26 protein-coding genes are annotated in these 26,345 nt (G+C 42.7%); 8 read left to right on the forward strand and 18 right to left on the reverse strand.

The genetic code is table 11. The features are described 5' to 3' along the window. Nucleotides 1-54: 54 nt before the first annotated feature. From V7D18_RS25150 to V7D18_RS25170, 5 genes are all read right to left on the reverse strand, one after another. Entirely contained in the window at nt 55-1,590 is a 1,536-nt protein-coding gene (locus tag V7D18_RS25150; protein WP_426158538.1) for a sodium/proline symporter, read from the reverse strand. A 216-nt stretch (nt 1,591-1,806) separates the two neighbouring features. Continuing rightward, complete coding sequence (locus V7D18_RS25155) at nt 1,807-2,397, reverse strand: TetR/AcrR family transcriptional regulator (protein WP_426158540.1); 591 nt, start codon at nt 2,395-2,397, stop codon at nt 1,807-1,809. A 155-nt stretch (nt 2,398-2,552) separates the two neighbouring features. Further along, nucleotides 2,553-3,818 (reverse strand): serine dehydratase subunit alpha family protein, encoded by a 1,266-nt coding sequence (locus V7D18_RS25160; protein WP_426158541.1) that lies wholly within the window; start codon nt 3,816-3,818, stop codon nt 2,553-2,555. A 28-nt stretch (nt 3,819-3,846) separates the two neighbouring features. Then, a complete protein-coding gene (locus V7D18_RS25165; protein ID WP_426158543.1) occupies nt 3,847-4,353 on the reverse strand; it encodes an L-2-amino-thiazoline-4-carboxylic acid hydrolase in 507 nt (168 codons plus the stop codon). 24 nt (nt 4,354-4,377) lie between these two features. Next, the gene (locus V7D18_RS25170) at nt 4,378-5,679 is read right to left on the reverse strand and encodes a hypothetical protein (RefSeq protein ID WP_426158545.1); all 1,302 of its coding nucleotides are present in this window, start codon (nt 5,677-5,679) and stop codon (nt 4,378-4,380) included. Nucleotides 5,680-5,975: 296 nt separating this feature from the next. On the opposite strand from V7D18_RS25170, the gene V7D18_RS25175 reads away from it, so the two are divergent. Both V7D18_RS25175 and V7D18_RS25180 read left to right on the forward strand, forming a co-directional pair. Beyond that, a complete protein-coding gene (locus tag V7D18_RS25175; RefSeq protein WP_426158547.1) occupies nt 5,976-6,620 on the forward strand; it encodes a GntR family transcriptional regulator in 645 nt (214 codons plus the stop codon). Nucleotides 6,621-6,634: 14 nt separating this feature from the next. Next, nucleotides 6,635-7,612 (forward strand): phosphotransferase family protein, encoded by a 978-nt coding sequence (locus V7D18_RS25180; protein WP_426158549.1) that lies wholly within the window; start codon nt 6,635-6,637, stop codon nt 7,610-7,612. A 34-nt stretch (nt 7,613-7,646) separates the two neighbouring features. On the opposite strand, the gene V7D18_RS25185 is transcribed toward V7D18_RS25180, so the two are convergent. From V7D18_RS25185 to V7D18_RS25195, 3 genes are all read right to left on the reverse strand, one after another. Next, the gene (locus V7D18_RS25185) at nt 7,647-8,810 is read right to left on the reverse strand and encodes a YibE/F family protein (protein WP_426158551.1); all 1,164 of its coding nucleotides are present in this window, start codon (nt 8,808-8,810) and stop codon (nt 7,647-7,649) included. Between the two features lie 95 nt (nt 8,811-8,905). Further along, complete coding sequence (locus V7D18_RS25190; protein WP_426158552.1) at nt 8,906-10,414, reverse strand: metallophosphoesterase; 1,509 nt, start codon at nt 10,412-10,414, stop codon at nt 8,906-8,908. A 226-nt stretch (nt 10,415-10,640) separates the two neighbouring features. Next, nucleotides 10,641-11,999, reverse strand: a complete 1,359-nt coding sequence (locus tag V7D18_RS25195; protein WP_426158554.1) for a citrate/2-methylcitrate synthase — start codon at nt 11,997-11,999, stop codon at nt 10,641-10,643. A 254-nt stretch (nt 12,000-12,253) separates the two neighbouring features. Here V7D18_RS25195 and V7D18_RS25200 point away from each other — a divergent pair, with 254 nt between their 5' ends. The 5 genes from V7D18_RS25200 (at nt 12,254) to V7D18_RS25220 (ending at nt 17,050) form a co-directional block, all read left to right on the forward strand. Then, entirely contained in the window at nt 12,254-12,907 is a 654-nt protein-coding gene (locus V7D18_RS25200; protein WP_426158556.1) for a trimeric intracellular cation channel family protein, read from the forward strand. A gap of 16 nt (nt 12,908-12,923) precedes the next feature. Further along, on the forward strand, nt 12,924-13,619 hold the full coding sequence (locus V7D18_RS25205; protein WP_426158558.1) for a TIGR01906 family membrane protein: 696 nt from the start codon (nt 12,924-12,926) through the stop codon (nt 13,617-13,619). An 85-nt stretch (nt 13,620-13,704) separates the two neighbouring features. Further along, nucleotides 13,705-15,249 carry a serine hydrolase gene (locus V7D18_RS25210; protein WP_426158560.1) on the forward strand — a complete coding sequence of 515 codons (1,545 nt, stop codon included), beginning with the start codon at nt 13,705-13,707 and terminating at the stop codon, nt 15,247-15,249. A 12-nt stretch (nt 15,250-15,261) separates the two neighbouring features. After that, nucleotides 15,262-16,347 carry a sensor histidine kinase gene (locus tag V7D18_RS25215; protein ID WP_426158561.1) on the forward strand — a complete coding sequence of 362 codons (1,086 nt, stop codon included), beginning with the start codon at nt 15,262-15,264 and terminating at the stop codon, nt 16,345-16,347. Beyond that, nucleotides 16,340-17,050, forward strand: a complete 711-nt coding sequence (locus tag V7D18_RS25220) for a response regulator (RefSeq protein WP_426158563.1) — start codon at nt 16,340-16,342, stop codon at nt 17,048-17,050. Before V7D18_RS25215 ends, V7D18_RS25220 begins: the two co-directional genes overlap by 8 nt. On the opposite strand, the gene V7D18_RS25225 is transcribed toward V7D18_RS25220, so the two are convergent. From V7D18_RS25225 to V7D18_RS25270, 10 genes are all read right to left on the reverse strand, one after another. Beyond that, on the reverse strand, nt 17,047-18,039 hold the full coding sequence (locus tag V7D18_RS25225) for an exonuclease domain-containing protein (protein WP_426158565.1): 993 nt from the start codon (nt 18,037-18,039) through the stop codon (nt 17,047-17,049). The two genes, V7D18_RS25220 and V7D18_RS25225, sit on opposite strands and share 4 nt — an antisense overlap. Before the next feature lie 13 nt (nt 18,040-18,052). Next, entirely contained in the window at nt 18,053-18,265 is a 213-nt protein-coding gene (locus V7D18_RS25230) for a DUF3006 domain-containing protein (protein ID WP_426158567.1), read from the reverse strand. A 29-nt stretch (nt 18,266-18,294) separates the two neighbouring features. After that, nucleotides 18,295-19,383 (reverse strand): ComEC/Rec2 family competence protein, encoded by a 1,089-nt coding sequence (locus tag V7D18_RS25235; protein ID WP_426158667.1) that lies wholly within the window; start codon nt 19,381-19,383, stop codon nt 18,295-18,297. 152 nt (nt 19,384-19,535) lie between these two features. Then, nucleotides 19,536-20,483: a cell wall-binding protein gene (locus tag V7D18_RS25240; protein ID WP_426158569.1), complete on the reverse strand. Its 948-nt coding sequence runs from the start codon at nt 20,481-20,483 to the stop codon at nt 19,536-19,538. 112 nt (nt 20,484-20,595) lie between these two features. Beyond that, nucleotides 20,596-21,591, reverse strand: a complete 996-nt coding sequence (locus V7D18_RS25245) for an aldo/keto reductase (RefSeq protein ID WP_426158570.1) — start codon at nt 21,589-21,591, stop codon at nt 20,596-20,598. Between the two features lie 258 nt (nt 21,592-21,849). After that, complete coding sequence (locus V7D18_RS25250) at nt 21,850-22,659, reverse strand: alpha/beta fold hydrolase (RefSeq protein WP_426158572.1); 810 nt, start codon at nt 22,657-22,659, stop codon at nt 21,850-21,852. A 60-nt stretch (nt 22,660-22,719) separates the two neighbouring features. Further along, nucleotides 22,720-23,244 (reverse strand): permease, encoded by a 525-nt coding sequence (locus V7D18_RS25255; protein ID WP_426158574.1) that lies wholly within the window; start codon nt 23,242-23,244, stop codon nt 22,720-22,722. 1 nt (nt 23,245) lies between these two features. Further along, on the reverse strand, nt 23,246-23,725 hold the full coding sequence (locus V7D18_RS25260) for a permease (RefSeq protein ID WP_426158576.1): 480 nt from the start codon (nt 23,723-23,725) through the stop codon (nt 23,246-23,248). A 13-nt stretch (nt 23,726-23,738) separates the two neighbouring features. Further along, a complete protein-coding gene (locus V7D18_RS25265) occupies nt 23,739-24,200 on the reverse strand; it encodes a MarR family winged helix-turn-helix transcriptional regulator (RefSeq protein ID WP_426158577.1) in 462 nt (153 codons plus the stop codon). 97 nt (nt 24,201-24,297) lie between these two features. Further along, complete coding sequence (locus V7D18_RS25270; RefSeq protein ID WP_426158578.1) at nt 24,298-25,047, reverse strand: GntR family transcriptional regulator; 750 nt, start codon at nt 25,045-25,047, stop codon at nt 24,298-24,300. 256 nt (nt 25,048-25,303) lie between these two features. On the opposite strand from V7D18_RS25270, the gene V7D18_RS25275 reads away from it, so the two are divergent. Continuing rightward, nucleotides 25,304-26,329: an alcohol dehydrogenase catalytic domain-containing protein gene (locus V7D18_RS25275; protein ID WP_426158580.1), complete on the forward strand. Its 1,026-nt coding sequence runs from the start codon at nt 25,304-25,306 to the stop codon at nt 26,327-26,329. Nucleotides 26,330-26,345 lie beyond the last annotated feature (16 nt).

Raw genomic sequence — 26,345 nt, forward strand, 5'->3', positions numbered from 1 at the left:
CAAAAGAGCTGCGCAGCCTGATATATCAACTGCACAGCTCTTCATACTGTCTTGCTATTTTCTAACTGAGTCAAATTCCTTATATATTTGACCATCAGGCTCAGGGGTTAACAAAGATACGATGATTATCGCCGCGCATGCGACGGTAAATGCAGGAAGAAGCTCATATATGTTAAAGATACCGCCCATGGGACGTACCAGATACTTCCATATGAATACCATCGCTCCGCCTGATATCATACCAGCAACAGCCCCATAATAATTACTTCTTTTCCAGAACAGGGCAAACAGCATGACCGGTCCAAAGGAAGCTCCAAAACCAGCCCAGGCAAAGGAAACAATGGTAAATACCGAACTATCCGGATTCCATGCTAGGAACACTGCTATCAGCGCCACTCCGATTACGGTCAGCCGGGCTGCCAGCATGGAAGTTTTATGGCTTACCTTAAGTTTTAAAAAGTCCTGCATCAGATTCTGAGATACTCCTGATGCGGCTGTTAAAAGCTGGGAATCAGCAGTTGACATGGTACATGCAAGAATACCTGCAAGCACTACACCTGCCAATACCGAAAAAATAAAACCATGGCTTCCCAGAAGACCAGCCAGTCTGATAATAACTGTCTCCGCTTCCGACCCGGAAGCAAATAGCGGAATATGACCTGCAACAGAAACACTGTATCCGATGATTCCAATAAGAATTGCCACAAACATGGAAATCACAACCCAGGTAGAAGCAATGCGTCGGGAAGTTGTAAGCTTTTTCTCATCGCCGATTGCCATAAAGCGAAGAAGTATATGGGGCATTCCAAAATAACCCAGCCCCCATGCCATAGTTGACACTATATTCAATACACCATAGGGAGAAGACGTCTGGTCTGCCATATTATGCGCTCTGCTCATACTTAAATACCCGTCCAGAGCACCTGCATTCTCCATAACCTTATCCCAGCCGCCAGAGACTGATATTCCGTAAAATACGATAATAACGAGAGAAATACTCATAACAATACTCTGAACAAGATCCGTAGTGGATACCGCCATAAAACCGCCCATTACGGTATATCCAACGACCACAATTGCGCCAAGAATCATGACAGTATGATAATCTACATGAAACAGGCTGTTAAACAACGTGCCAATGGCCTTAAAGCCGGAAGCGGTATATGGAATAAAGAATACCAGAATGATAACAGCAGATATACACATTAATACGTTTTTTTCATCCCGGTAACGCCGGGAGAAAAAATCCGGAATTGTAATGGTATTGCACACTACCGAATACCTGCGGAGACGTTTAGCAACCAAAAGCCAGTTTAAGTAAGTACCTGCTGCCAGACCAATTGCAGTCCAGCCCGCATCTGCAATTCCAGTCATATAAGCAACTCCCGGAAGTCCCATCAGCAGCCAGCTGCTCATATCAGATGCCTCTGCACTCATGGCGGTCACTAACGGTCCCAGCTTCCTTCCTCCCAGATAGAATTCATCAGCAGAGTCGCCTCCGCCCTTTTTGCTGTAATAAAATCCGATATAGACCATAGCCACCAGATAAACCAGAATGGCAGACAATATGCCAACTTGCCCTGTACTCATAACGTTCCTCCTCGTTACACATTTATTTCTGCTGCTTTTCTCATAAAACCCAACAACAATGGGTGTATTATAGCATCAACAAAAATAGAACGCAACGCAGAACGAAGTATAGACTAAATACTGTACTTTTTTATATAAAATGAAATTATTCTTTTATTTTATAATGATTTTCAGCCGTACAATAGTTAAATATAAACATAATACAAGTATGCAAAATTATTTTTCCGGCAGAAATCCGCTTAGAAACGATGGCAGCACAGATGCACTATACTGTCTAAGCGGATATTCTCCCCCGCACAGACACCAGTCATATAAAAGCGCCCGTTCGCAGAGAGCGTAGAGCTTCACCATTTCACTGACGCTCATTTTAGTCCCAATCTGTCCTTCTTCCTGACCCCGGGCTATGATTTTCCTTAAAAGTTTGTAATAGGTCCGGTTGTGGTCCAGCAAATGCTTTTCACCACTGGTAACCAGCTGTGTGGACAACAGCCTTGCCAGAAGATCGATGGAAATACTGTTCTCTATCATCGCAAACAGCTCACTGTTTAGCTGCAGCAACTTCTCTATAGCCGGGAGTTCAGAATCCAGCTGCGTTTTCAGTTCTTCATATTTATCATCAAATAAAACACTAAGAGTGCTAAGAAGAGCATCTTTTCCATCAAAATAATGATAGAACGATCCTTTTGAGGTCTTGGAAAGCTCTATGATTTCCTCCACCGTTGTATCTTCATATCCCTGTTCATAAAACAGTTTCCAGGCAGCGCTTACGATTTTCCCCCTGGTATTGCGCACACTTTTCTTTGCCACGAGACAATTCCTCCTTATTTTCATCCTGAGATGAAATTACACGATTCAGTATATCATAGGAGAGGAAAAAACGTCTATGAAATAAAAATGTTATCGTGACCATATAGCCGTCACGATAACATTTTACAGAGGAGGAATTTTATTTTATTTTATTTTTATCTGCCTATCATAATATTAAGTATCTCTACATCGGTGGACTTCATACCAAGACGCCCCATTCGTCCGATATTTTTTAAAGTTTGTTCATAGTCTTCCTCAACCAGTCCCTCCCCAAACGGGAAAGAGTGATTGCGGATTGCCATTTCATAGCCGAGAATACCAGCATCAACAGCGCTGGAAATTTTTGCTGCACAAGAATCTTTTGCTCCATCACATACAATACCTCCAACATTTCCAAGAGCATTGATCAGCGTTTTACCAATGATATCATAATCCGCACCCTGGAGATAAGCGATTCCGCAGGCAGCCGCAGCTCCGGCAGAAACAGCTCCGCAGTATGCAGATAAATTCCCGATATATCGTTTTTGGTGCAGAGATAAAAGGTTGGTAAGAACAAGCGCCCTGATAAGGACCTCTTTTTCTGCATTTAATTCCTTTGCATAAACGACAACCGGCATCGTACAGGTGATCCCCTGGTTACCACTGCCAGAGTTGATAATAACCGGCATGGCGCAGCCATCCATCCTGGCATCGGAACCGGCTGCCGCAGCTGCTCTGGCTTTGATTCTGATATCATCATTAGATAGAAGCATAAGTGTCCGGCCAACTTGTGAGCTCCAGTCCTGAGTCAATCCAACCTCTGATATGGCGGAATTATACTCAATCTGTCTGTTTATAATATCTTCAACATCTTTAAGATCTGCCTCATTTGCGAATTCAAGGATCTCCCTGATATTAAGCTGTGATTTATCCCCGGAATCCTCAATTTGTATACCCTGCTGCCAAAATACAATCTGATTGTTTTTCTCAATTTTAGAGATATGATTATGTTTTGTCTGAATCTCCACGGCTGCAGACTCAGACCCTGCAGTCAGATAAGCACGTATAAAAAGATTTTCTTCCCCTTCTTCCAGTTCGCAGGTGCAGAGCCCCTGTTGGTTTAATTTTCTGGTCAGTTCAATATCTTCTTTGCCGGCCCCGCTTATCACTTCAAGCTCAGAATCAGGATTACCAGCCACAACGCCTAAAATAGCCGCCACTTCTACGCCTTTTTGTCCGCCGGAATTAGGAACAACAACACCCTTTACATTTTTAATAATATTTCCGCTGCAGCGAAGAAGAATGTGATCAGGCATTTGGCCAAGTACTTCCCTTGCTTTTGCAGCAGCAAGCGCTATGGCAATTGGTTCTGTACATCCCATGGCAGGAATCAGTTCATCCTTTAAAATTTTTAAATAATTATCATACTGAGTTTTTTTCATAGAAGTGTTCTCCTTAAAGGTGCGGTGCCTATTTCTCTTTTTTGTAGAAAGAAACATCGCAGGTTTTACAGCCCTTTGCAATGGTATCACCTAAATGGAATTCATATCCCATTGCGTTTGCGATACCCCGGTCGCCATCCATGGCCATATCACATAATTTCTCACAGGTTGCATCGTCAAACCCCAGGTCCTGCCAGGCTTTTAACAGCGGACAATGGTGAAATTCCAGATCCACTCTGTCTTTATCTTTTGTCTTAAAAGTTATTTCAAATGTTTTTTGAAGAGTTGGAGAAAGAAATGTGTCAGCAAAGACAGATACATCTTCCGGATCCGCACATTTTTCTCTGATGTCTTTTCCCTGGGTATTTCCTGTTTCAGAAATTGCCTGGCGAATGACTTTTTCCATTTCTTCAGCCATGCCGGCTTCACAGCCCTTTGTATAGGTAAGGCCTGTCCATGTGGCGCGATGGCCGATAGCACCTCTCTGAATATCTACTACTGTATCCCCTTTGATCGTAATTTTGTTCTCAATCATGTTTTTATCCTCCTGATTTTTTAATTATTTAAAGAATATTGCCATTACCAGACCTGCAATTAAAACCGACCCGGAAGTTGCACTCACAAAACCTGATACCAGAGTTTTTGGAAGCATGTGTTCTTCTAATATTTTGTATTCCTCATCATTATCAGAAAGCACCTTAGCTGCCTCCACACTTAAGGTATAGCTGGCCGGAAAACCGCCTGCCAAAGTACCGAGCCCAATCGCAAATGACATTGGTGCACTAAGTCCCAGCTTTTTGCCTACCGGAATAGAGAATACCGCCACACCTATTACTGCCAATACAATCAGTACTGCAAAACTTTTTAATAACTGCACCAGAGTATCGGGAGTTACAGACTTTAACTGTGAAAATACAAACATCATAATTATGGTGTATACAAAACCCATGCTGCGGGAACGTACCAAAACATTTTTATCAATAAAGCCCAAAGCAGTGCCAAATACACCCAGAAGCAATGCCCACACAAATTTTGAAACATATCCCATTGTAAGTTTATCAAGATAACCCGCCATAACCGTCAGAGTCACAATAAAGAATAAATGGGTAAAATCACTTTTAAAGCTTTCTGGCATCTGGGGAAATATATAACTTTTCTTTGTTTCTTCCGTTTTTGACCCGCCTGCCAAAGCAGGCTTGCCAACAGTCATCTTCCCTTCACGAAACGCCTTTAAAACAGTTTTTCCTTCCATTTTAAGACATAAGCTTGTAAGTGGGTATCCCGCAAAACCCTGTAAAACATATACTGCCATTGCCAGAATTGCCAATTCCTCCGTTGGCGCAACGCTCTGCATCATCATGGCAGCTACAAAGCCTCCCGTAAGTGGCGGTGCAGCGATTGCAGCCGTCTCGCTGCCAATCAAAAAGCTGCCAGCTGTTAATATGACCACGAGAATTCCCAGCATACCCGCCAAAGTTACAACAACCGTTTTCCACTGATCAATCAGTTCCCTGATATTGAGCATGGTGCCCAGATGAACCACCATAATCATAACGAGAAACGTAGGAAGATTGGGAGCTATTCCGCCTAGCTGCAGGATATCCTGCGGGAAGTATGTCCAGAATCCAACGACAAACAAAATCGCTGTAATAAACATGGACGGGACGAAAGCTTTGGTAGCCAGTGAGAATAATTCACCGACGATCAGTAGAACTAACATGGTAAGAAATGCTGTCTGTGTGTCCATTTTGACCTGACCAGTGGCCACCTGGTAAACGCCGAAATAGAGGAACGATACAATCATGACAGCCAAGAGGAGGTACCCAATTAGATGTTTTTTAAAACTCGTCTGCTTATCCATACCTTATTCCTTTCTTGTTTTGGTTTTAATACACTGTGTACTTGCGCTAATCATATCACGAGTTTATCGCTTAATCAATACTTTTTATCAACTTCTACATATTTAACTATTTTTTATCATTAAATATGTGAATATAGCACAATTATTTTACATATAATTAACATAATTTGGATTTGTGATATGATTAGTTCGACATGGATTATACTGTTAATCATATTATACCCAGTTAATATTGACTTAATTTTACAAGAAATGTATAATAAAGGGACTTATGTCGCAACAAAAGGGGGATTCATATGTGTGAAAAAAACTCCGATACATCGCTAAAACAACAGGTGCATGATGCATTGATTACTGATATTATCAATGGAGTATATTCCGGAAGTACAATACTTACGGAAAAATTTTTAATGGAAAAGTATAACGTTAGCCGTGCGCCAATCAGAGAAGCGCTTACACAGTTAACTGCTACACTTATTCTTACAAGCATTCCAAGACAGGGTTATAAGATTTGCCAGCCAACCCCTGAGGAAATATATGAGATTGTAAAATTCCGTTCATCTCTGGAGTGTTCATTCTTACGTAATCTTTCAGCAGGCATTGATCGTGAATGGATCCAGGAGCTAAGAACCACCTGTATTAATTATACCAATTGCGGACCCAGTGATTTTATAGGAAAGTGGCATTTAAACTGCGATTTTCATTTAAAGCTTTTCTCTGTTTACGGCAACCGCTATGCTTATAAACAGCTTCAGGATGCGTTAAATATTCAAACTATCTACTTTATTCAGAAAAAGCAGTATGCCAGCATGGATTTACATATGGCCCTTATTGATTATATTGAAAAAAATGAACTTTCTATTGCTGAAACAATTTTAAAAGCAGATATTGAGAATCTGTTAATTCCCACTGCGGCACCAATTGATAATGGCAATTATTGAAAGGATGGTGACAGATGAACAGTCTTACTAAAAATGTTCAATCAGAAGAGACTCTTCGTTCTCTCATTCACCGCGCATTCCCTCATGCATTCTGTACTGGCACAGAGGAGCTGACAGAAGGATATTTTAATGTAGCATACAAAATCTTCCTGGATCAGACTCCCTCCTGCATATTAAAGATAGCGCCTCCAAAAGAGGTCCCTGTTATGTCATACGAGAAGAATATTATGATGAGTGAAGTCCTTGCCATGCATACAGTCAGGGAACAGTCCGATGTACCGGTTGCAGAGGTTCTGTTTTACGACGACAGCCTTACCCTGATTAATTCTCCATACTTTTTCATGGAGATACTGGAAGGAGCCAGTTTACACTCCATTCTTCCCAGCCTTTCTTCGGAAGTACAGTCGGAGATTCATAAGGAAACCGGCAGGTGGAACCGAAAAATCAACGAAATAAAGGGCAGTAAATTCGGCTATCCCGGACAGCCAGCTTTACAGGGAAGCAACTGGCATCAGGTTTTTTCCCTTATGACCGGGCTGGCTTTTTCAGATGGAGAACGCCTGTCCATTGACTTAAAGATATCCAGGGAACAGTTATTTGAGGATTTAGATAAAAGCAAAGAAATCTTTGATGAGGTTAAGGTACCAAGACTCGTACACTGGGATTTATGGGATGGGAACATCTTTGTAAAAGACAACCGGATTACCGGTTTGATAGACTGGGAAAGAAGTCTCTGGGCAGATCCTCTGATGGAAGCAGGATTCCGCACCTATGGCACAGACAGGGATTTTTTCAAGGGTTATGGCATTGACCGCCTTTCGGAAAAAGAATACTTACGCGCACTCTGGTATGATGTTTACACCATGCTCCTGGTTTCCCAGGAATGTGATTACCGCCAATATGAAACAATGGATATGTATGACTGGGCTTCCGGTCATCTGGTCGATAAATTTAACGAGCTTCACCGTGCCATACATTCCATGCCCCTGTGATTTTGCCGGCTTCCATCCGGCAGACCTGACTGTATCAGCGGTTTATCCCCCATTTTACAGCTGTAAAAGATGCCATCAGTGATACAATCGGAATCGTCAGCACAACTCCCAGACTTCCGGAAATCCCCTGCATGATCTCTATTACCATGTTATTTGAATTGATAATCTGAAGATAAGGCAATTCGTAGGCATAGTTTAACAGCAGTGTGCTGACCCCGCTTCCCACAAATGCAAGAATCAACGTATTCACCATGGTTCCCATGGCATCCCGGCCCACATTCATGCCGGAACGAAACAGGTCTTTTGCTCCCAGCTCAGGATTATTGGCATGTATCTCAAAGACAGTTGACGATATGGACATTCCTACATCCATTACTGCGCCAAGTGCAGAGATCAGTAATCCGGAAAAGAGCAGTTCCCCTACACGGATTCCACGAATATTTTCCAGTACTGTCAGGGATTCGATATCTGATACATTATATCCTGAGATATGGGCCGCTGCTCCGAACAGCCATGCCGAAACTCCGGCAATTACAACTCCGCTGACTGTTCCAGCTACAGCACATAAAGTTTTTCCAGACCAGCCGCCCAGTAAATACATCGTAATGAATGTAGTGACTGCCGCAACCAGAACTGCTGCAAAAAACGGGGAATAACCCTTATAAATCATTGGTATGTAAAGCCAGATGATGCAGATAAAAGTAAAAACAAGACCTATACAGGCATAAAAACCTTTCCGTCCTCCAATTAAGCAGACAACCGCCAAAAACAGCAGCACAAATCCCAGAACAGCCCACTCCCTGTCCACGCTGTAAACCGTATGTATGGAGATATCACCGGATACGCTTTGGATCACAATTACATTCATTTCAGGTTCACAGACCGCTCCGAACAGATAGCCATTGTTGCTGGTTGCTTCAACCATTTTTCCTTTCATTGATCCGGAACAGATTTCAAGCAGAACCTTCTGCTGACCGGTCCTGCTGCCATCTTCCTGCAAGTTATCCGCAAGCACCTCTATGACCCGTCCGCGCTCAAACGTTCTTCCTTCTGTTGATATGAGACTGGCAATATCAACGTTATTAAAGTGCACCAAAAAAAGGATGAATCCTGCTATAAATGCTGCAAATACAACCCACTGAAGCCACCTCTTTTCCTGAATTTTCCATGTCGGTTTTTTCTGCTCCTTAATTTCCATATATGGCAGCTCCTTCCTCACCGGTTACTTTTATATTTTTGCCATAAAACCGGGACACTCTGACTCAGTCATATGCCCCGGTTTTTTCTGCCGCATTATCTTCTGGATGCGTTGGTCTTTTTTAACTCGTAGGTATCATCTATTTTCTGAACCTTCCCGTCCGCAATTTCATAAGTATCAATTGCAAAGGTGCTGCTGTTAATACGAATTACGGAATAAGTAGGATTCCAGTTCTGGCTTCTTGCTGCAATATAATCCTGTTTACTGGGGATCAGTTCATAAAATTTGCTTCCCGTTGCAGAATTGGCTTCCATATAGAGGGTACCGTCACCATTTGTCACACCGCCGGTCATTGTATTTGCAATGGTGTAGCAGTTATTCTGGGCCTGATAGGAAGCATCCGAATAAGGGAATACATTTCCAGCCTCATCTTTTACATTATCCCAGTCATAGAAGTTATAGTTGGAATGAGTTTTAGAGTCAGACTTTAATAAATAGCTCCTGGAATAGGTATGGTCATGCCCCTGCAGCACAACATCCACATCATATTTATCCATAAGGGGGGTCAGCTGGGTCCGGAGCACAATCCCGTCAGAGTCCGAGTGATCAAGACCGCTTCCATAAATATCCTGATGAATCATTACAATTCTCCAGTTTGTATTGGGATAAGTTTCAACTGCCTGACGCATGGCCTGTTCATGCTCCGCGCAATTATAGTTATTGGTATTGAGTATCACATACAGAGCAGGACCGTACTTATAGAAATAATCACCGCCTGCCGTAGTCTTTCCCAGCTGCGTATCATTTGGATTATTAAAATGAAGACTATAGCTTTCATTGGTGGAATCATGATTTCCGATGGTCGTGGAAACAGGAAGGGATTTCATCCAGTCCGCATTTAAAAAACCTGCATATTCCGTTTCATTTCCCAGATCTTTCCCTTCTACATTTTTATTAATCTGATCTCCTGCAGAAAGTATAAAGCTGATATTCGGATTTGCATTCATTGCAGTATTTAAAGTCTTGTTCCAGCTGAAAGCATCATTGCGGGCAGCCGTATTTATATCTGATTTATTTTCCAGTTTATCTCCTCTGGAGGTGGTTTGTCCTTTTGAAGCACCAATTTGTGGATCACCTACGTAAAGCATGGAATAGCTGTTAAAATTATGGGTCTTAAAAGAGGCCGTTTCTGATGGTTTGCCATTTTTATAATACCGATAATAATATGTAGTATTCTCAGCCAGAGAATCCACCGTCACCCGGTTGCTCTGATATCCGTCAACAGCCTGTACCGCCCTTCCTTCATATGCAGCTGACTGGCCCATATCACTGCGCCTGGATATTTCAACCCTGGGAGTAGCCGTACCATCGGTTTTGGAGTACCATGCAAAGTTTAATTTTGTCTCGTCTGTACCTGGTGTGAGGGCTATTTTTTCATAATCCCGGCTCACTTGTCCATCCCACTTCTGCGTCCATGCATCCCATGCCTGATCAGTGGTGGAATCAGAAAAGTGTTCCGTTGCCGCATATACGTATCCCCCCGCCAATGCCGCCGTTATGGCAGCTAAAATAAAAGCAGCTGCATAATTCTTTCTGCTCTTCATACTTAAATCCTCCTTATACTCCACGGTTTGATGTTCAATCGCAATGTTTTCTGAATGGAAGCGCCTCTCATTTTCTAAAGCATAAAACGACTGGTTATAATATTCAAGATACTTTTCGAAAGCTTTACAAACTATATCCAGAATTTACATATCTGTCCAGAGAACGACAATCCATCAGGAAACAAAAAAACAGGCACTGCAGCCTGCTTTTTTATCTGTTCTGAAATCATCTCAAATCCAGAGGATTATACTCCTCTTCCTGCATTACACTGACATAAGCCGGACGTATAATTTTATCCATGTTTATCAGCTCCTCAATCCGGTGGGCACTCCAGCCCACAATTCTTGCAATTGCAAAAATGGGGGTAAATAATTCCTTCGGAATGTCCAGCATACTGTAAACAAATCCGCTGTAAAAATCAACATTGGCACTGACTCCTTTATAAATCCGGCGTTCTTCGCCGATTACCTTAGGTGCCAGCCGTTCTATGGCTGAATAAAGGTTAAAGTCTTCCAAACGGCCCTTTTCTTCAGAGAGCTGTTTCACAAATCCTTTGAATATTTCCGCTCGCGGATCCGATTTGGAATAGACTGCGTGTCCCATGCCGTAGATCAGACCTTTCCGGTCATATGCTTCCTTATTAAGCAGTTTCCTTAAGTACTTCTCTACTTCCTCTTCATCCTTCCAGTCATGAACCTCTTTCCTTAAATCTTCCATCATTTCAACAACCTTGATGTTCGCACCGCCGTGTTTTGGTCCTTTCAGCGATGCCAGAGCTGCTGCCACCACACTGTACGTATCGGTTCCGGAAGAGGTTACCACATGGGTTGTAAAGGTGGAATTATTACCGCCTCCGTGTTCCATGTGAAGAATAAGGGCCAGATCAAGAACATGAGCTTCCACTCTGGAATACTTCATATCAGGCCGCAGGAGCCTTAAAATGTTCTCTGCTGTGGACAGCTTTTCATCCGGTCTGTGGATATACATGCTTCCGCCGCGCTCATAGTGATTAAAAGCATGGTACCCATAAACTGCCAGCATCGGCATCACACTGATTAACATCAGGCTTTGGCGAAGCACATTTGGTACCGATATGTCTCCTGCTTTTTCATCATAGGCTGAAAGCGTCAGAATACTTCGTGCCAGAGTAGACATCATGTCATGACTCGGCGCTTTCATCACTACATCCCTGACAAAATTAGTAGGAAGGGTCCGGCTGAAGCCTAATGTCTGCGAAAAGCGGTCCAGCTGTTTCTTATCTGGTAAATCTCCGAATAAAAGAAGATAAGCGATCTCTTCAAACCCGTACCTTCCCTCCTTCACTACTCCGTTTACCAGATCATAAATATTATATCCCCGGTAATAAAGCTCTCCATCGCAAGGCACTTTCTCTCCGTCTATGGTTTTACTCGATAAGATCTTTGACACTTTGGTCAGTCCGGCAACCACTCCGTTGCCGTTTTTATCTCTAAGCCCCCTCTTTACATCGTATTTGTCATAGGATTCCAGGTCAATCCGTTCATCATTTAAACAGATATCCGACCATTCCTGTACATTTTTTTCAAATTCTTTCTGATCAATCATGCAAACACCTCTTTCTGAAAACAGATCATCAAGTTCCGCCGTTTTACCAAATGCCTTCCCCGCTCCTTTCCTGATGTAAATATATTCCAATTGTTCACTTTTGAACTTTTTCATATAATATATAATTTCAGAAAAAAAATCAAGTTATTTTTTGTTAACAGCTGGATTTCTCACTGCTTTTGTATATTGACAAACACTCCCTCAACTCTTATACTTGCCTTAATTTCCCTGTTGGGAATAATCGGAGGTTATCCATGAAAATAGAATTATCTCTGCTTTTCTTTGTGGAAGCAATCGGTACCATTGCCTTTGCTTCTTCGGGGGCTATGGTAGCCATAAAAAAACAGCTGGATTTACTTGGGGTCATTGTTCTCGGTGTTACGACAGCAGTAGGCGGCGGGATGCTGCGGGATATTATTATTGGAAATGTTCCTCCTGCCCTGTTTAAGGACCCAGTTTACGTATTACTTGCCTTTATTACGGTTATGCTTCTATTTATTACAGTAAGGATGAATCAGAAATTCCTCTCCGGCCGCCATATGGAAACCTTCGAAAAAGTCATGAACATCTTTGACGCCATAGGTCTGGGTGCATTTACTGTAGTAGGAATTGATACTGCCATTTTAGCCGGCTATGGAAATTATCATTTTCTCATTATATTTCTTGGAGTCATCACCGGCGTTGGAGGCGGGATCCTGCGCGATATCATGGCAGGCCAGACTCCCTATGTTTTAAAAAAGCATATTTACGCCTGTGCTTCTATCGCAGGCGCTATCCTGTATGCCGGTCTTATGAACCACATCAACCCAGACATTGCCATGCTGGCAGGAGCCGCGGCCGTCATTATAATCCGTTTGCTGGCCACCCGTTTTTGCTGGAATCTGCCTACTGCCGTTAAAAAACAATAAAATCAGGAGGTTACACATGAACCGTTTACTTCAATATATTACAGGCATTATTTTTTCAATCTGCCTTATGGTGGTACTGTTATTTACATCAGTGGAGGCAGCCGTTTACTGGACACCCGGATACTTTGAAAAAGAATATTCCAAATATAATGTAACAGAGGCGGTCTCCATGACAATGGAGGATCTTCTGGACGTTACAGATCAGATGATGGCATATTTAAAAGGCATCCGGCCGGACCTTCACGTAGAAACCACAATGGGGGGTATCCACAGAGAATTTTTTAATGCCAGGGAGATCGCTCACATGGAAGACGTTCAGGGGCTGTTTTTAGGTGCCATGTCCATCCGAAGGGGATGCCTTATGATAATGGCACTATGCCTGGTTATTCTTATGCTCTTAAAAACGAGCTGGAACAATACCTTTCCCAGATCAGTTCTGACAGGAAGCGGATTGTTTTTCATAGGTTCTGCCGTTGTTGCAGGAATTATATCCACGGATTTCACCAGATATTTCATATTGTTTCATCATATATTTTTCAGAAATGATTTCTGGATGCTTAACCCAGAAACCGACATGCTGATTAATATAGTGCCGGAAGGTTTTTTCAGGGACACTGTATTTTATATTGGATTTCTCTACTTTTTTTCTGTCGTGATACTATTGGCTATATGCGTTCTTCTTATGCGTAAAAAGGGGAAAAATAGCAAATAATCTTTACTTGTTACTCCAAATCACCTATACTGTAAGTTGAAGTATTGCATGAAACCGAAACCTGACTATGGAGAGATTATAGAGTATGACCCAATTTATTAAAAAAGTTTCAAGCTTTTTCCTGTGCCTGTTTTTGATTGTCTCAGCTTTCCCAGGAACTGCAATGGCAGCTGCTGACTGGCCGGACAACATATCGGTACAGGCGGATGGCGCGATCTTAATGGATGCGGATACCGGAACGATTCTCTGGGGACAGAATATACACAACCAGTATTTTCCTGCAAGCATTACGAAGGTGATGACTGCCCTGCTGGTTATAGAAAACTGCAGGCTGGATGACACGGTTACGTTTTCCCATGACGCTGTCTTTAATGTGGAATCCGGAAGCAGCAATGCCGGAATCAACGAAGGAGACCAGCTCTCTGTGAAAGACTGCCTTTATGCTCTTTTGCTGAAATCCGCCAACGAGTCTGCCAATGCTCTGGCAGAGCATGTTGCGGGAAGCAGGGAAGCCTTTGCAGACATGATGAATGCCAGGGCAAAGGAGCTGGGCTGTACAAACACACATTTTGCCAACCCCAGCGGTTTAAACAACCCGGAACATTATACTTCCCCCTACGATATGGCACTCATTGCCAGAGCAGCCTTTAATAATCCCATCTTTGAAGAGATCGATTCCACCACCTACTATAAACTTCCGCCTAATTCCATTAACAAAGAGGGACTTGCCATCTATCCGGGACATAAGATGATGAGGAAAGGCTCCCCTTATTACTACCCTGAAATTGTCGGCGGAAAAACCGGCTATACCACCCTTGCAGGCAATACACTCATTACGTGTGCAGAAAAAAACGGGATGAAGCTCATCACTGTTATTCTGAAGGGATCCACTCCCCAGTACTGGGCTGATACCCGAAATCTGCTGGAATTTGGCTTTAACAATTTTACCTCATTAAAGGCAGCTGACTACGAAAAAACCTATAGCTCCATAACCAATGATTTAAACTTCAGCGGGCTCTCCATCACCAAACCGGAAGCTCTTGTACTGGATCCGGACAGCCGGATCATATTGCCCAAAACCGCAGACTTCTATGATGCTCAGCCGGAACTCAGCTACGACATATCAGGTGACGATCCGGATAATGCAATTGCCAGGATTAACTATCGCTATCAGGATCGGGTAGTTGGATCAACCTTTCTGGAAATCAATAATTCCCTGGTGGAATCTGCAGTGAAGTCAAAGCTGGACGATGCACCAGGAACCGCTTCAGAAACTTCACCGGCCGCAGTGGACGCTTCTGCAGGGAAAGACGCAGCAAAGCTGAAAGCGGACCGTGCAGCCCAGGCTTACAGAGAAAAAGCTTTAAGACCCTTTGAAATCCCCTTGTCAGCCTGGCTCATTCTTGGCAGTGTGGGGGGGGCCATGGTTATCGGCGGTTTGATAACATTTATGATTTACAGAAAGCACAGAGAGGAACAGGACTCTCTGATCCGGAGGGAACAACGGCTGAAACGGCTGAAAGATTCCGGAGTATCGGCAGACGAATTCGACTCCCTTCTGCAACAGCGCCGCGGCATCTATACCACAAGAAAAAAAGGCTGGAGAAAAGGAAGGTTTAAATTCCGGTAAATGGGAGGAGTTATGAAAAAGACCATGTCAAAGAAAGAACTGTTGTGGAACATTCTGATCACCTTCTTAGCACTGACGGGAGCGACCATTGTTTCCTATCTGCTGGTCTTTGTCGGCGGACACACCTCGAACGTAAGTATCGTCTATATGATGGCGGTTGTTTTAATCTCCCGTTATTCAAACGGATATATTCCTGGGGTTATAGCCTCCTTTATCAGTGTAATCTGTGTTAATCTGGTATTTACATATCCATTCATGCACTTAAATTTCACCATGGATGGTTATCCAATAACGTTTATCGCCCTTATGGTGATATCCAGTATTACAAGTGCCACCACCACGCATTTAAAGCATCAGAACAAAATTATTCATGACAGGGAAAAGCTTCTGATGGAAGCGGAAAAAGAGGCAATGCGGGCCAATCTGCTGCGGGCTATTTCTCACGATCTCAGAACACCTTTGACAGGGATTATCGGTGCCAGCAGTTCATATCTGGAGAATTATGATACCATGTCTGAAGCGGAAAAGGCTAATCTGGTAAATGGTATCCGGGAAGATGCCAACTGGCTTCTTAACATGGTAGAAAACCTGCTGACTGTTACCAGAATCCGGGGTTCAAAAGCGCAGGTAACAAAATCGCTGGAACCTCTGGAAGAAGTGGCATCGGAGGCAGTCATGCGTTTTCATAAGCGCTTTCCTGATGCCGGGGTAAAAGTGTCTGTACCGGAAGAACTGGTCATGGTCCCCATGGATGCTACACTCATCGAGCAGGTTATTATTAATCTCCTGGAAAATGCGGTATATCATTCAAATTCCAAAGATCCCGTCAGTTTAACCATATCAATTAAAGATAGAAATGCCCGGTTTGATGTTCGGGATCATGGTGTAGGTATCGCACCAGACAGACTGTCTACCATTTTTGACGGATATACCTCTTCCCCAAACAACAGCGGAGATTCTCATAAGGGTATGGGCATCGGTCTTTCTATCTGTAAAACAATAATAGCCGCACATAACGGCACAATAACTGCAGGCAATGAATCACTGGGAGCAATCTTTACATTTACATTACCATTGGGAGAAAATACTTGTGAATAAATTTACAATAGCACTTATTGAAGATGAAAAGAATATTTCAGGTTTTATTGAGAGTACGTTGCAAAGACATGATTATAAGGTAATCTGCGCAGTGAACGGAAAAGACGGACTGGCTCTGATCAGTTCCAACTGTCCGGACGTAATTTTGTTGGATCTGGGACTTCCTGATATAGACGGATTGGATATCATAAAAAATGTAAGGAGCTGGTCTGCTATTCCTATCATCGTCATTTCCGCCAGAACTCAGGAACAGGAAAAGGTTGCCGCCCTTGATTACGGTGCCGATGACTATATCACCAAGCCGTTTGGGACCAGCGAGCTTCTGGCAAGAATCCGTACAGCCCTGCGTCACGGTAAGTCTACCGTCAGCACGGTTGACGGGTCTGTCGTACAGGTCCCATATCAATGCAGGGGGCTTATTATTGACTTCGCAAAACGCCTGGTCACACTGAACGGACATGTAATCCATTTGACACAGATCGAATACAAGCTGGTGTCCCTGCTGGCAGAAAACTCAGGCAAGGTGCTTACCTACGACTACATTATCAACCACATCTGGGGACCTTATGCAGACAGCAACAACCAGATTCTAAGAGTCAACATGGCTCATATCCGGAGAAAAATTGAATTAAATCCAGGGGAACCAAATTATATTTTTACAGAAATAGGAGTAGGCTACCGAATGCGTGAAAACGAATATTAAGAAGGGGGAAATGCTCCCCTCTTCTTGTTCTGCTTGCGGACTTTGGTTTTTTCCACCCGCTTCTTTTTCGTCTCGTCTTTTTTCTCATAGATCTCGCTGATCTCATTCTCGCCAATCAGTTTCATGGTCTTAACCACATAGATCATTCCCTCATCGTTGCGCCTCAGCCTGATTTTCCCCTTTACATTTCCGTGAACAGGGCAGCAGCCCAGAGCGGTATAAAATTTTTGATTTACAGAGAACCAGCGGATTTTTTTTCTCAGCATCCGATTGCATTTACAGCAGATTAAATCTGTTACGGTCTTATCCTCAATGGCCGCCTGCTTTGATTCAAAAGGCCTTGAGATATATTTGGAATATCCGGGAAAAACCAGATAGACCTCTTCTTCTTTGTTTGAAGGAAGACAGTAATAATCGGTTGACCAGTATGCCTCCACCCGTTTAAAATCCATTTTGCTCATAATACGCCCTGTATAATGGGCATCATCCATCGCTCTGTGAAAGGGACGCTCTTCCATGACTCCTGATTCAAAAACTGCCACGTCAAGAGAAACCCTGTCTTTCCCATCTCCCTCCAAAAGACTGTAAAGCTTTTGAATATCATAGTAAAGGAGCGGTTTTTTAAAGGGGTTTAACAATTTATAATAGGTAATATTTCGCTGGAGCTCAGTTAAATCCATGGAACCCCAGGTACAAAATACAGGATCATCCCCGCACCAGAGAATGAATTCTTTTACAGCCTCCTCAAAGCAGATTCCCTCTTCCATCAGAACCTGTTGATCCATATGGGTCACTTCCAGAATCTTTTCATGAAGTTCTGTGTATACCCTGGGCTTAATCAGTCTCCGGTATTCTCCTGTTTCTTCCATGGCCTCATTCAGCCTTACTGCTCCGATTTCAATGATTTCAAAGGGAAAATGATCGACTGCTTCCTCCTTCCCTCCGGCATTCTGGTTCCATTCCAGATCCAGTACAATGTAGTTTTTCATATATTCAAATCCTTTATTTTATGAGTCTGTTCAGTTTTTCACGCATCTTCTGTCTGCGCCTTTTTGTTTCTTCTGCGTCAATCTGGAAAGCTCCGTTTATATCTAGCAGAACATCACCTTCTCTGGCGTCCTTTGGAATCTCCTGTAAAGATAGTTTAACCATACTACCGCTTTCCTCCTCACAGATCGCAATATCCTGTTCGATCCGGTCTATGATATATTGCATAAGCGTTCCCCCTTCATACCCGTTATCATTTATGGATTACAGCTTTTACACGGCTCTAACCCTTTATTGATCAATTCTTCTCTGGTTCCTGTATATCGTTCCCGGTTCTCCTCCTTTATGGATTTTGCCAGTTTACAATCCGGAAGATGAAATTTCCCTGTATTGGTGTTGATGATATACTCTCTGACGGTATCCGTCTCTTCCGGCTGCTTTGAAGCTCCAGGCTGTCCCGGAATCCGAAGACCGGTTCCGTCACTCTCTATGACAATAGTTCCAAGCTGATCAGTCCGCAAAACATTGATCCCCTGTTTTTTTAATAAGTCCAGCGTTTCTTTATGAGGATGCCCGTAATCATTGTTCTTCCCGCAGGAGATAACCGCATACCGGGGACTCACTGCATTAATAAATTCCGGTGATGATGAGGTACTGCTGCCATGATGAGATACTTTTAAAACATCTGCTTTTAACGGAAGCCCGCTTAACAGAATATCCTGCTCTGCTTCCTTTTCTGCGTCTCCGCATAAAACAAAGCTGGTTTCTCCATATACCAGTCGTATGCCAATGGACCAGTTATTTAAATTATCCCCATAATCCCGGCTGGGGGAAATAATCTGAAAGGAAGCTTCTCCCAGACTGCAGCTCTCTCCCACCTCTGGTATGGTGACCTTTAAGTTTTTATCTGCAATGGCATCAAGCAGCTTCTCATAAATTCTGGTTGTGTGCTCTTTCTCCGGCAGCAAAACATTTTTTACATCAAATTCGCGGATCACTCCTTCCAGACCCCCAATATGATCTGAGTGAGGATGCGTTCCAATCACATAATCCAGACTTTTTACTCCCTGTGCCTTTAAATAATTGATAACAGTGTCCGTCTGATCCTTTTCTCCTGCATCAATAAGCATATAATGACCGTTTGCTTCAATAAGGGTGCTGTCTCCCTGACCTACATCAATAAAATGCACAGCGAGATCAGCCTCTGTCTTTTGATCATCAGTCTCTCCTGGTACGGCAGATTTAGAAGCACCTGTTCCTGCTGCTTTGTAAACGCAGCCTGTCAGACAGATCATACACAGAACAGCTGCCAGTGCCAGAATCCGCTTTACCTTGTTTCCAGCCATATTTGTTGTCATATCCATCTGCTCCTTCGTGTTATTATATGATAGAATTCCTCATCCTACAAGCATTTTTCCTCCGCCTGTCAATCCGGAACTAATTTTCCCTCACACCAAAAACGGACTGCAAAAAGCAGCCCGTCCATATAAGATCACCATCAGGGAAGCCGTGCTCCATCAGATCCGACTTTCGCTCCATCAGGTGCAGTACCATCAGTAAGCATTTGTCCGGTCTCCGTATCACAGTAATACTGCTTCCCATTCCAGTCGATCCAGCCCGTTGCCATATATCCCTTTTCATTAAAGAAATACCATTCTCCGTTAATATTCTGCCAGCTGTTTTTTGAATAGCTTCCATCCCCATTCTCATACCACCGGCCTGTCTGATCCTGTTTCCAGCTTCCTGCAAAATTGGTTAAGTTTGAACTGGCGGCATCCTTACTAACGAAGTTGAATGTTGATTCCACCCAGTTTCCTTTATTTTTCGGATTCTTCGCATTTACCGGGCGTACCTGGAACGTATAGTTTCCTTCTCTCGTCAGGAAACATCCAAGCTCCATACTTGTTTTATCCGTTGTCTTTGCAGCTCCTACACCTTTTCCATCGCGGTAAAGCTTAACCTCATAGCTTCCTGCCCCCACACACGCTGACCAGTTTGCCACATGATTGTCGCTCCAGCTTACAGAGCTGACTGGCTGTGTAAATTCACCTGCAAAAGGTAAATCTATGGTAACAATCAAAGTCTGATTATAATCTTCCTTTTTCTGCTTTACATATGTTCCGCCTTCAATTGTATAGCTTCCATCCTTCGTGTCGAAATAATAATCGTCCTGGCAGTGCAGGGTTACTTCCAGTCTGGGAACATCATTTTCATACCACTTGAATCCATCGTTTATAAACTCACACTTATCAACATCAATCTTATCACTTTTTACCGTAACTTCCGCCTGCTGTTCGGAAATGGTTCCTCCCAGTACAATATCCGCCGATACCGTCATCTTTACCGTTGTGATCTTCTTTCTGGAAGCGGCTGATGCAGTGGTACAGTTCACTCCTGTAACCAGTGCCGCCGTAAGCATCAGTGCCATAATCTTCCTCATATTCATGCAGCATCCCTCACCTTTCTATCTCTTTTATTACAAATCAAAATTATGTATATCAGATTCCATTATACCTCATATAAGAGAATTTGTGAATGGTGGTGAGCGTTAATTCCTGTCAGACTTTACGGTCAATTGCAGTCATTGCCAGTGCGCTATGTCTTTTACCAGCTATTTTACCGGGTTCCATGGCCTCATCAAGCAGCTTCATCTCTTCTGAATCAAGACGAATGGAGACTGCCCCCATATTATCTTCCAGATACGCGCGGTGCTTTGTACCGGGAATGGGTACAATGTCATCCCCTTTATGTAAAAGCCAGGCCAGTGCAATCTGTGACGGCTTCGCGCCTTTTTCAGCTGCGATTTTGAATACGACGTCGGCTGCCTGTTTATTTATATCATAGTTTCTGCCCTTAAAGCGCTGATCCGAACGTCTTGCATCCCCTTTTGGATATTCTTCAGCTCTCTTCACATTTCCCGATAGAAAGCCCTTTCCAAGCGGACAGTACGGGACCAGCCCTATTCCTAATTCGCGTAATACCGGAATGATGTCCGGCTCCAGATTTCGTTCCCATAAAGAATATTCACTTTGCAGTGCAGTAACCGGGTGAACGGCATGTGCTTTACGGATATTTGCAATACCTGCCTCAGAAAGTCCAAAGTATTTCACTTTCCCCTCTTTTACCAGTTCCGATACCGCTCCGGCAACTTCTTCAATCGGAACGCCCGGATCAACGCGGTGCTGATAGAGAAGGTCAATATAGTCTGTATTCAGACGGCGCAGGCATCCCTCTACAGCCTTTTTAATATGCTTTGGATGACTGTTCCAGCCAATCAGTGTGTTTCCCAGAAAACGGCAGCCAAACTTTGTAGCAATAATTACCTGTTCTCTGCGGTCCTTAAAAGCCTTTCCTAACAATTCTTCATTAACAAAAGGACCGTAACTCTCTGCCGTATCATAGAAATTGCAGCCGATCTCCAGACCGTGGTGAAGAGTAGCAATCGATTCCTTTTCATCTGCCGGTCCATAATACTGGCTCATTCCCATACAGCCAAGACCAACAGCGGACACCTCAAGTCCCTGGCTTCCCAGTTTGCGTTTTGTGAGTTCCATAAAATAATACCTCCTGTAAAATTAAGGTTAATAATTGAATTATCATTCAATTGACTATAGTATCACCAATTCATAGATTACTTTTATTTCATTATATTAATATCGGCAAATATTGGATAAATATAAATATTTTACACAATTCTTTTCTGAAGGTACAAAAACCATGAATCCTCCTTAAAGCATAAAAAACAGGGCAATTGTAAGAAAAAACCAAATCATTTCTTCTAACCGCCCTGTTTAATCTATATGCTCTGATATTTACTCTGCGAACTCCGCCAGTGCCTGATTGAATTCATCCTTCTGATCATAGAATGCGCCATGCCCGCTGAATTCAAAAGGCATAAGTACTGAATTTTTAATATACTGATGCTGTATTTCCCCCAATGAGAAGGGTACTACTTTATCATGAATTCCATGAATAATCAGAGTAGGTACACAAATTTCTGTCAGATCCTGGAACAAAACCTCCTGAATCCATGTATTCGCAACCTTAGCCGTTGCCCAGCCGGCCGCCTGCAGTCCGACCTGCAGAAACCAGTCTGCGAATGGTCCTGTTATATGCTGAAAAAAGAAAATATCTCCAAAATTCCTAAGCATATTAGGCCGGTCTTCATAAGTTCCATTTATAATATCCGTCACTGTTTCCAGATCAAGCCCATAGGGGAAATTCTGCCGTTTGATCAGGCTGGGGGCTGCTGCTGCAAACAAAGCCAGCTTCGATACCCCATGACATTTATGCCTTGCCATATACCGGATTGCTATGGCACCCCCGGTAGAATGGCCCGCCAGGGTAATGTTTTTTAATCCCAGTGCGTCAATTACTTCTCTCACATCATCTGCAAGTCTGTCATAGTCGTACCCGCAAAATGGCTTATCCGAATCTCCAAAGCCCCTTGTGTCAATCCCAATGCAGCGAAAACCCAAACCAGGGAGCACATCAAACTGATATTCAAACAGCTTGCGGCTCCCCGGCCAGCCATGAAGAAACAGGATGGTTTTTTCGCAGTCCGGATTCAAATCCTCTACATAAATATTTACATTTCCGTCAACAGTGATATAGTAGCCCATAATCTCATTTCTTAACCTTTTTGGTTTATACTATTCAAAAAATGTAAGTCCGGTACATGATTATGCCATAGTTTCAGAATTTTTATAGATCTCTTCAATTTCTCCTTTGGATATTAGTTTTGTCAGTAAAAATGCAATCAGAATAATTCCCGGTATATCAATGGCAAGTCTTGTAAGGGCGAATTTTAACCCCAGAGATTCAATCTCAAACATCAGCATGGGAATTTTCGTAGTAGACCATGCGCCGATAAAAACCATGAGATTTAAAAACTTCACTCCTTTTTTCATAAAGACCGCAGCCACCGGAAACGCTCCATAAAGAGGTCCTGCTGCTGCCGACCCGATAAGAAAGGCCAGCAATATGCCTTTTATTCCAGACCCTTTTCCCATATATTTAACCATGGTGGTTCTGGGCACCCATACATCAAGAAGGCCAAGAAGCAAAAAAATAGGCGGTATAACAAAAAACATCTGTTTTAACTGCAATCCCGCATTGTTTACAGATGAGGCTGCCGCCTGCCGGTCAAATATTGCTATCAATCCTATCACAAGTATCATCAGAATAGCGTACCTGTATCGTTTCATATCACCCTGTCACCCCCTGAATTAAAAATGCCACAGCAAAAGAAAAAATAAACGCCAGTATGTTACGGTATAAAGTCATTTTTTTTCCAAAATACTTCATTTCAACCGGCATCGTAACAATTCCAACCATGGTCAGTGTAGATACAAACGCGCCAATCTGCATAAAACCCGCTCCTGCCTTAAGAAGCATAGAAGCTGTAGGAAATGCCACAAAAGGCGGAATCATGGTAATGGAGCCAACCACAGCAGCAAGCACAACCCCAACCCAACCGGATTCTCCACCGATCAGTCTGGATATCAGACTGGTGTTTAAATAAGCAAGCAGCACACTGATTAAAAGTATCATAGTCAGCAGCTGAGGCAGTATATTCTCCAATGATTTCCATGACTTCTTAAGAGCAGTCCTCGTCTTTTCCTTGTCTTTCCGAAAGGAGACACCCAATCCAATCAAAGCCAGTCCGTAAAAAATATAGGTCTCCATCAATCTCCTCCTGTCATTCTTCTGATAGCATATCCACTTGCTCGCCGGCTTCCTTTTCAAATACAACAACCAGCCGGTCAAGGATTTTCTCTAAATACTCTTTTTCTTCTTCACTGAGACAATCAAACAATTCTGCCGACCGCTCTTTATTCTCCTCAGCCTGACCTGCCGCTTTCATTCCCTGTTCTGTCAGGGTAATATGAAGTACTCTTCTGTCAGTATCAGAAGGAACCCTGATAATACAGCCATCGCGCTCTAAACGGGCAAGAAGCTCGCCAAGAGACTGAGAACGGATATCAAGCAAAGCGGATAAATCTTTTTGTGTTATCTGGGGATTCCTTTTTAAAATAGACAATACTCTTCCCTGTCCTCTGCAGGAATCACTGCAATGCTTAGATTTCCTGTGATGACTCTGATGCATCAGCCGTCCGATCCTGAAAAACTTCTCCATTAGTTCTGTATTGGGATTCATCATTAAACTCCTTTCAAAAAATAGTAAGGTACCTTTGTTTTTTTATTTTAAAGGTACCTTACTATTTTGTCAATAATATTTTTTTATATTTTATTCCCGATCAGGAAAAATCCTTCTGTTTTAAGAAATCTGACTCCCAGATATTGGCAGCATTTGATGTTGTGGGAATTTCCGTTTCAAATAAATCCGGATATCTGTTCAGGAGGGATTGGAACTCCGATTCTTTATTGGTAATATGCTCATGAATCAGTGTCTTTAAGCTGGCGGAATCTTTTTTTATTATTAATTCAATCATTGTCATATGCTGTTCCAGAGTCTGGCGCAGCGTAGTCATATCAGATAAAGACAAAAGCCGGATTCGTGAATAATGACCCGACATATTTAATACGGTGTTAAGGCAGAACTGATGCCCTGTAGCCTTAAATGGAATGCTGTGCATAGTATCATCGCAGGCCAGAAACTCTCTGGCATCAAAAAGTTTAATGGCTCTCTCCTGAGCTTTCATCGCAGTCTTCATTTCTTCAATATCTGATTCCTGGTAAATCTCAAGGAATTCTTCGACGACACGTTCTTCAATACAGGAACGCAAAAATCTCTCATCCTTTACACGTGCGGCATTTATTTTCGAAACAATGGTACCTTTTTTAGGTGTTGTAACAACCAGTCCTTCCTTTTCAAGCTGTATTAATGCATCACGGATCGGAGATCGGCTTACATTTAAAAACTTCTCAAGTTCATTTATATTAATAGTCTCTCCCGGTTTAATATATAGATCAAGAATTCTTCTGCCTATAAAATCATACACCGTTTTATCCGCAGCTAAGCTTGTCTGGCTATCCTGTTTTCCCATCTTTACTCCCTTCCATCATATATACTAATTAAAATACATGTTAATTATATAACAACTTTGTTTGATTTTCAAATTCTATTCAATATCCGAATCTGGGTAATATTCACAAATTTTTATCTACACTTTTAGTATATTTGATAAATTGACACACCTACATAATAATGATATAAAATTAGTGTATCGTGATATATTTATCTTATATATCAGTTAAATATATCAGAAATGAAACAATAAGTATTTTACAAAGGAGGGTCATATGAAACAAATTTCAGTAAAGGCTCCATTACGGTACAGCATTGAGGATACAGAGTGTCCAAAACCATCAAAAGGGGAAGTGCTGATCAAAATGAAAGCAGCTGGTGTGTGCGGTTCGGATTTTCATTTATTCCTGGGTGAGAATCCAATGGCAGAGTTTCCCCGCATCCCCGGACATGAAAATGCAGGTATTATCGAAGAGGTTGGCGAAGGCGTGACAAAAGTTAAGAAGGGGGATCATGTAGTTGTGGATCTGGTAGTTGCCTGCGGGACCTGTAAACAGTGCAAAAGCGGCAGACGAAACATATGCAGAACAGTAAAAGCAAGGGGTGCTGCTGTAGATGGCGGCTGGAGGGAATATTTTATTGCTGCCGAGCATGAAGTTTATGTGCTACCGGAAGATCTGCCATTTCAGGATGCTGCCCTGATCGAACCCTTTGCCATCGGTGGCCACTGCACCAAAAGAGCCGGTGTGCAGGGAAGTGATGTGGTTCTGGTTTTGGGTATGGGAACAATCGGAACCATTATTCTGCAGGTTTGTAAAGAAAAGGGCTGTACTGTTATATGTGCTGATATAAAAGATAATTTTTTAAATCGGGCTAAGAATTTCGGAGCTGACTTTATTATCAATACCAGGACGGAGGATTTGAACAGCTGTATACAGGAATATACAAACGGGGAAGGCGCAGACGTAATATTTGATGCAGCCGGATACCCAGGTTCACTTACCATGCTTTTACAAAAAGGAATTCCTGCTAATGGTGCCCGTATCGTGCCTCTGGGCTTCTGTACGTCTGAAGAAAACATAACCCAGAGCATGATTAACGGAAGAGAACTCTCTATTATCGGAACCCGTATGTCTTCGGGACAGTTTGAGCCGACGATAGAAAAATTCCATCAGAAGGCCTACCGGCTGGAGGGAATCGTCAGTGATATTATTTCATTTTCTGAAATTGACCGGGTATTTAAAAATATGCAGAACCCGCCGGAGGATATGGCAAAAATGGTGATTTTATTTGGGGAATGATTCATTATTTCAAGCA

Origin of the sequence: Lacrimispora sp. 38-1 (genome assembly GCF_049890855.1) — a bacterium.
In the GTDB taxonomy this organism is placed as follows: domain Bacteria; phylum Bacillota; class Clostridia; order Lachnospirales; family Lachnospiraceae; genus Lacrimispora.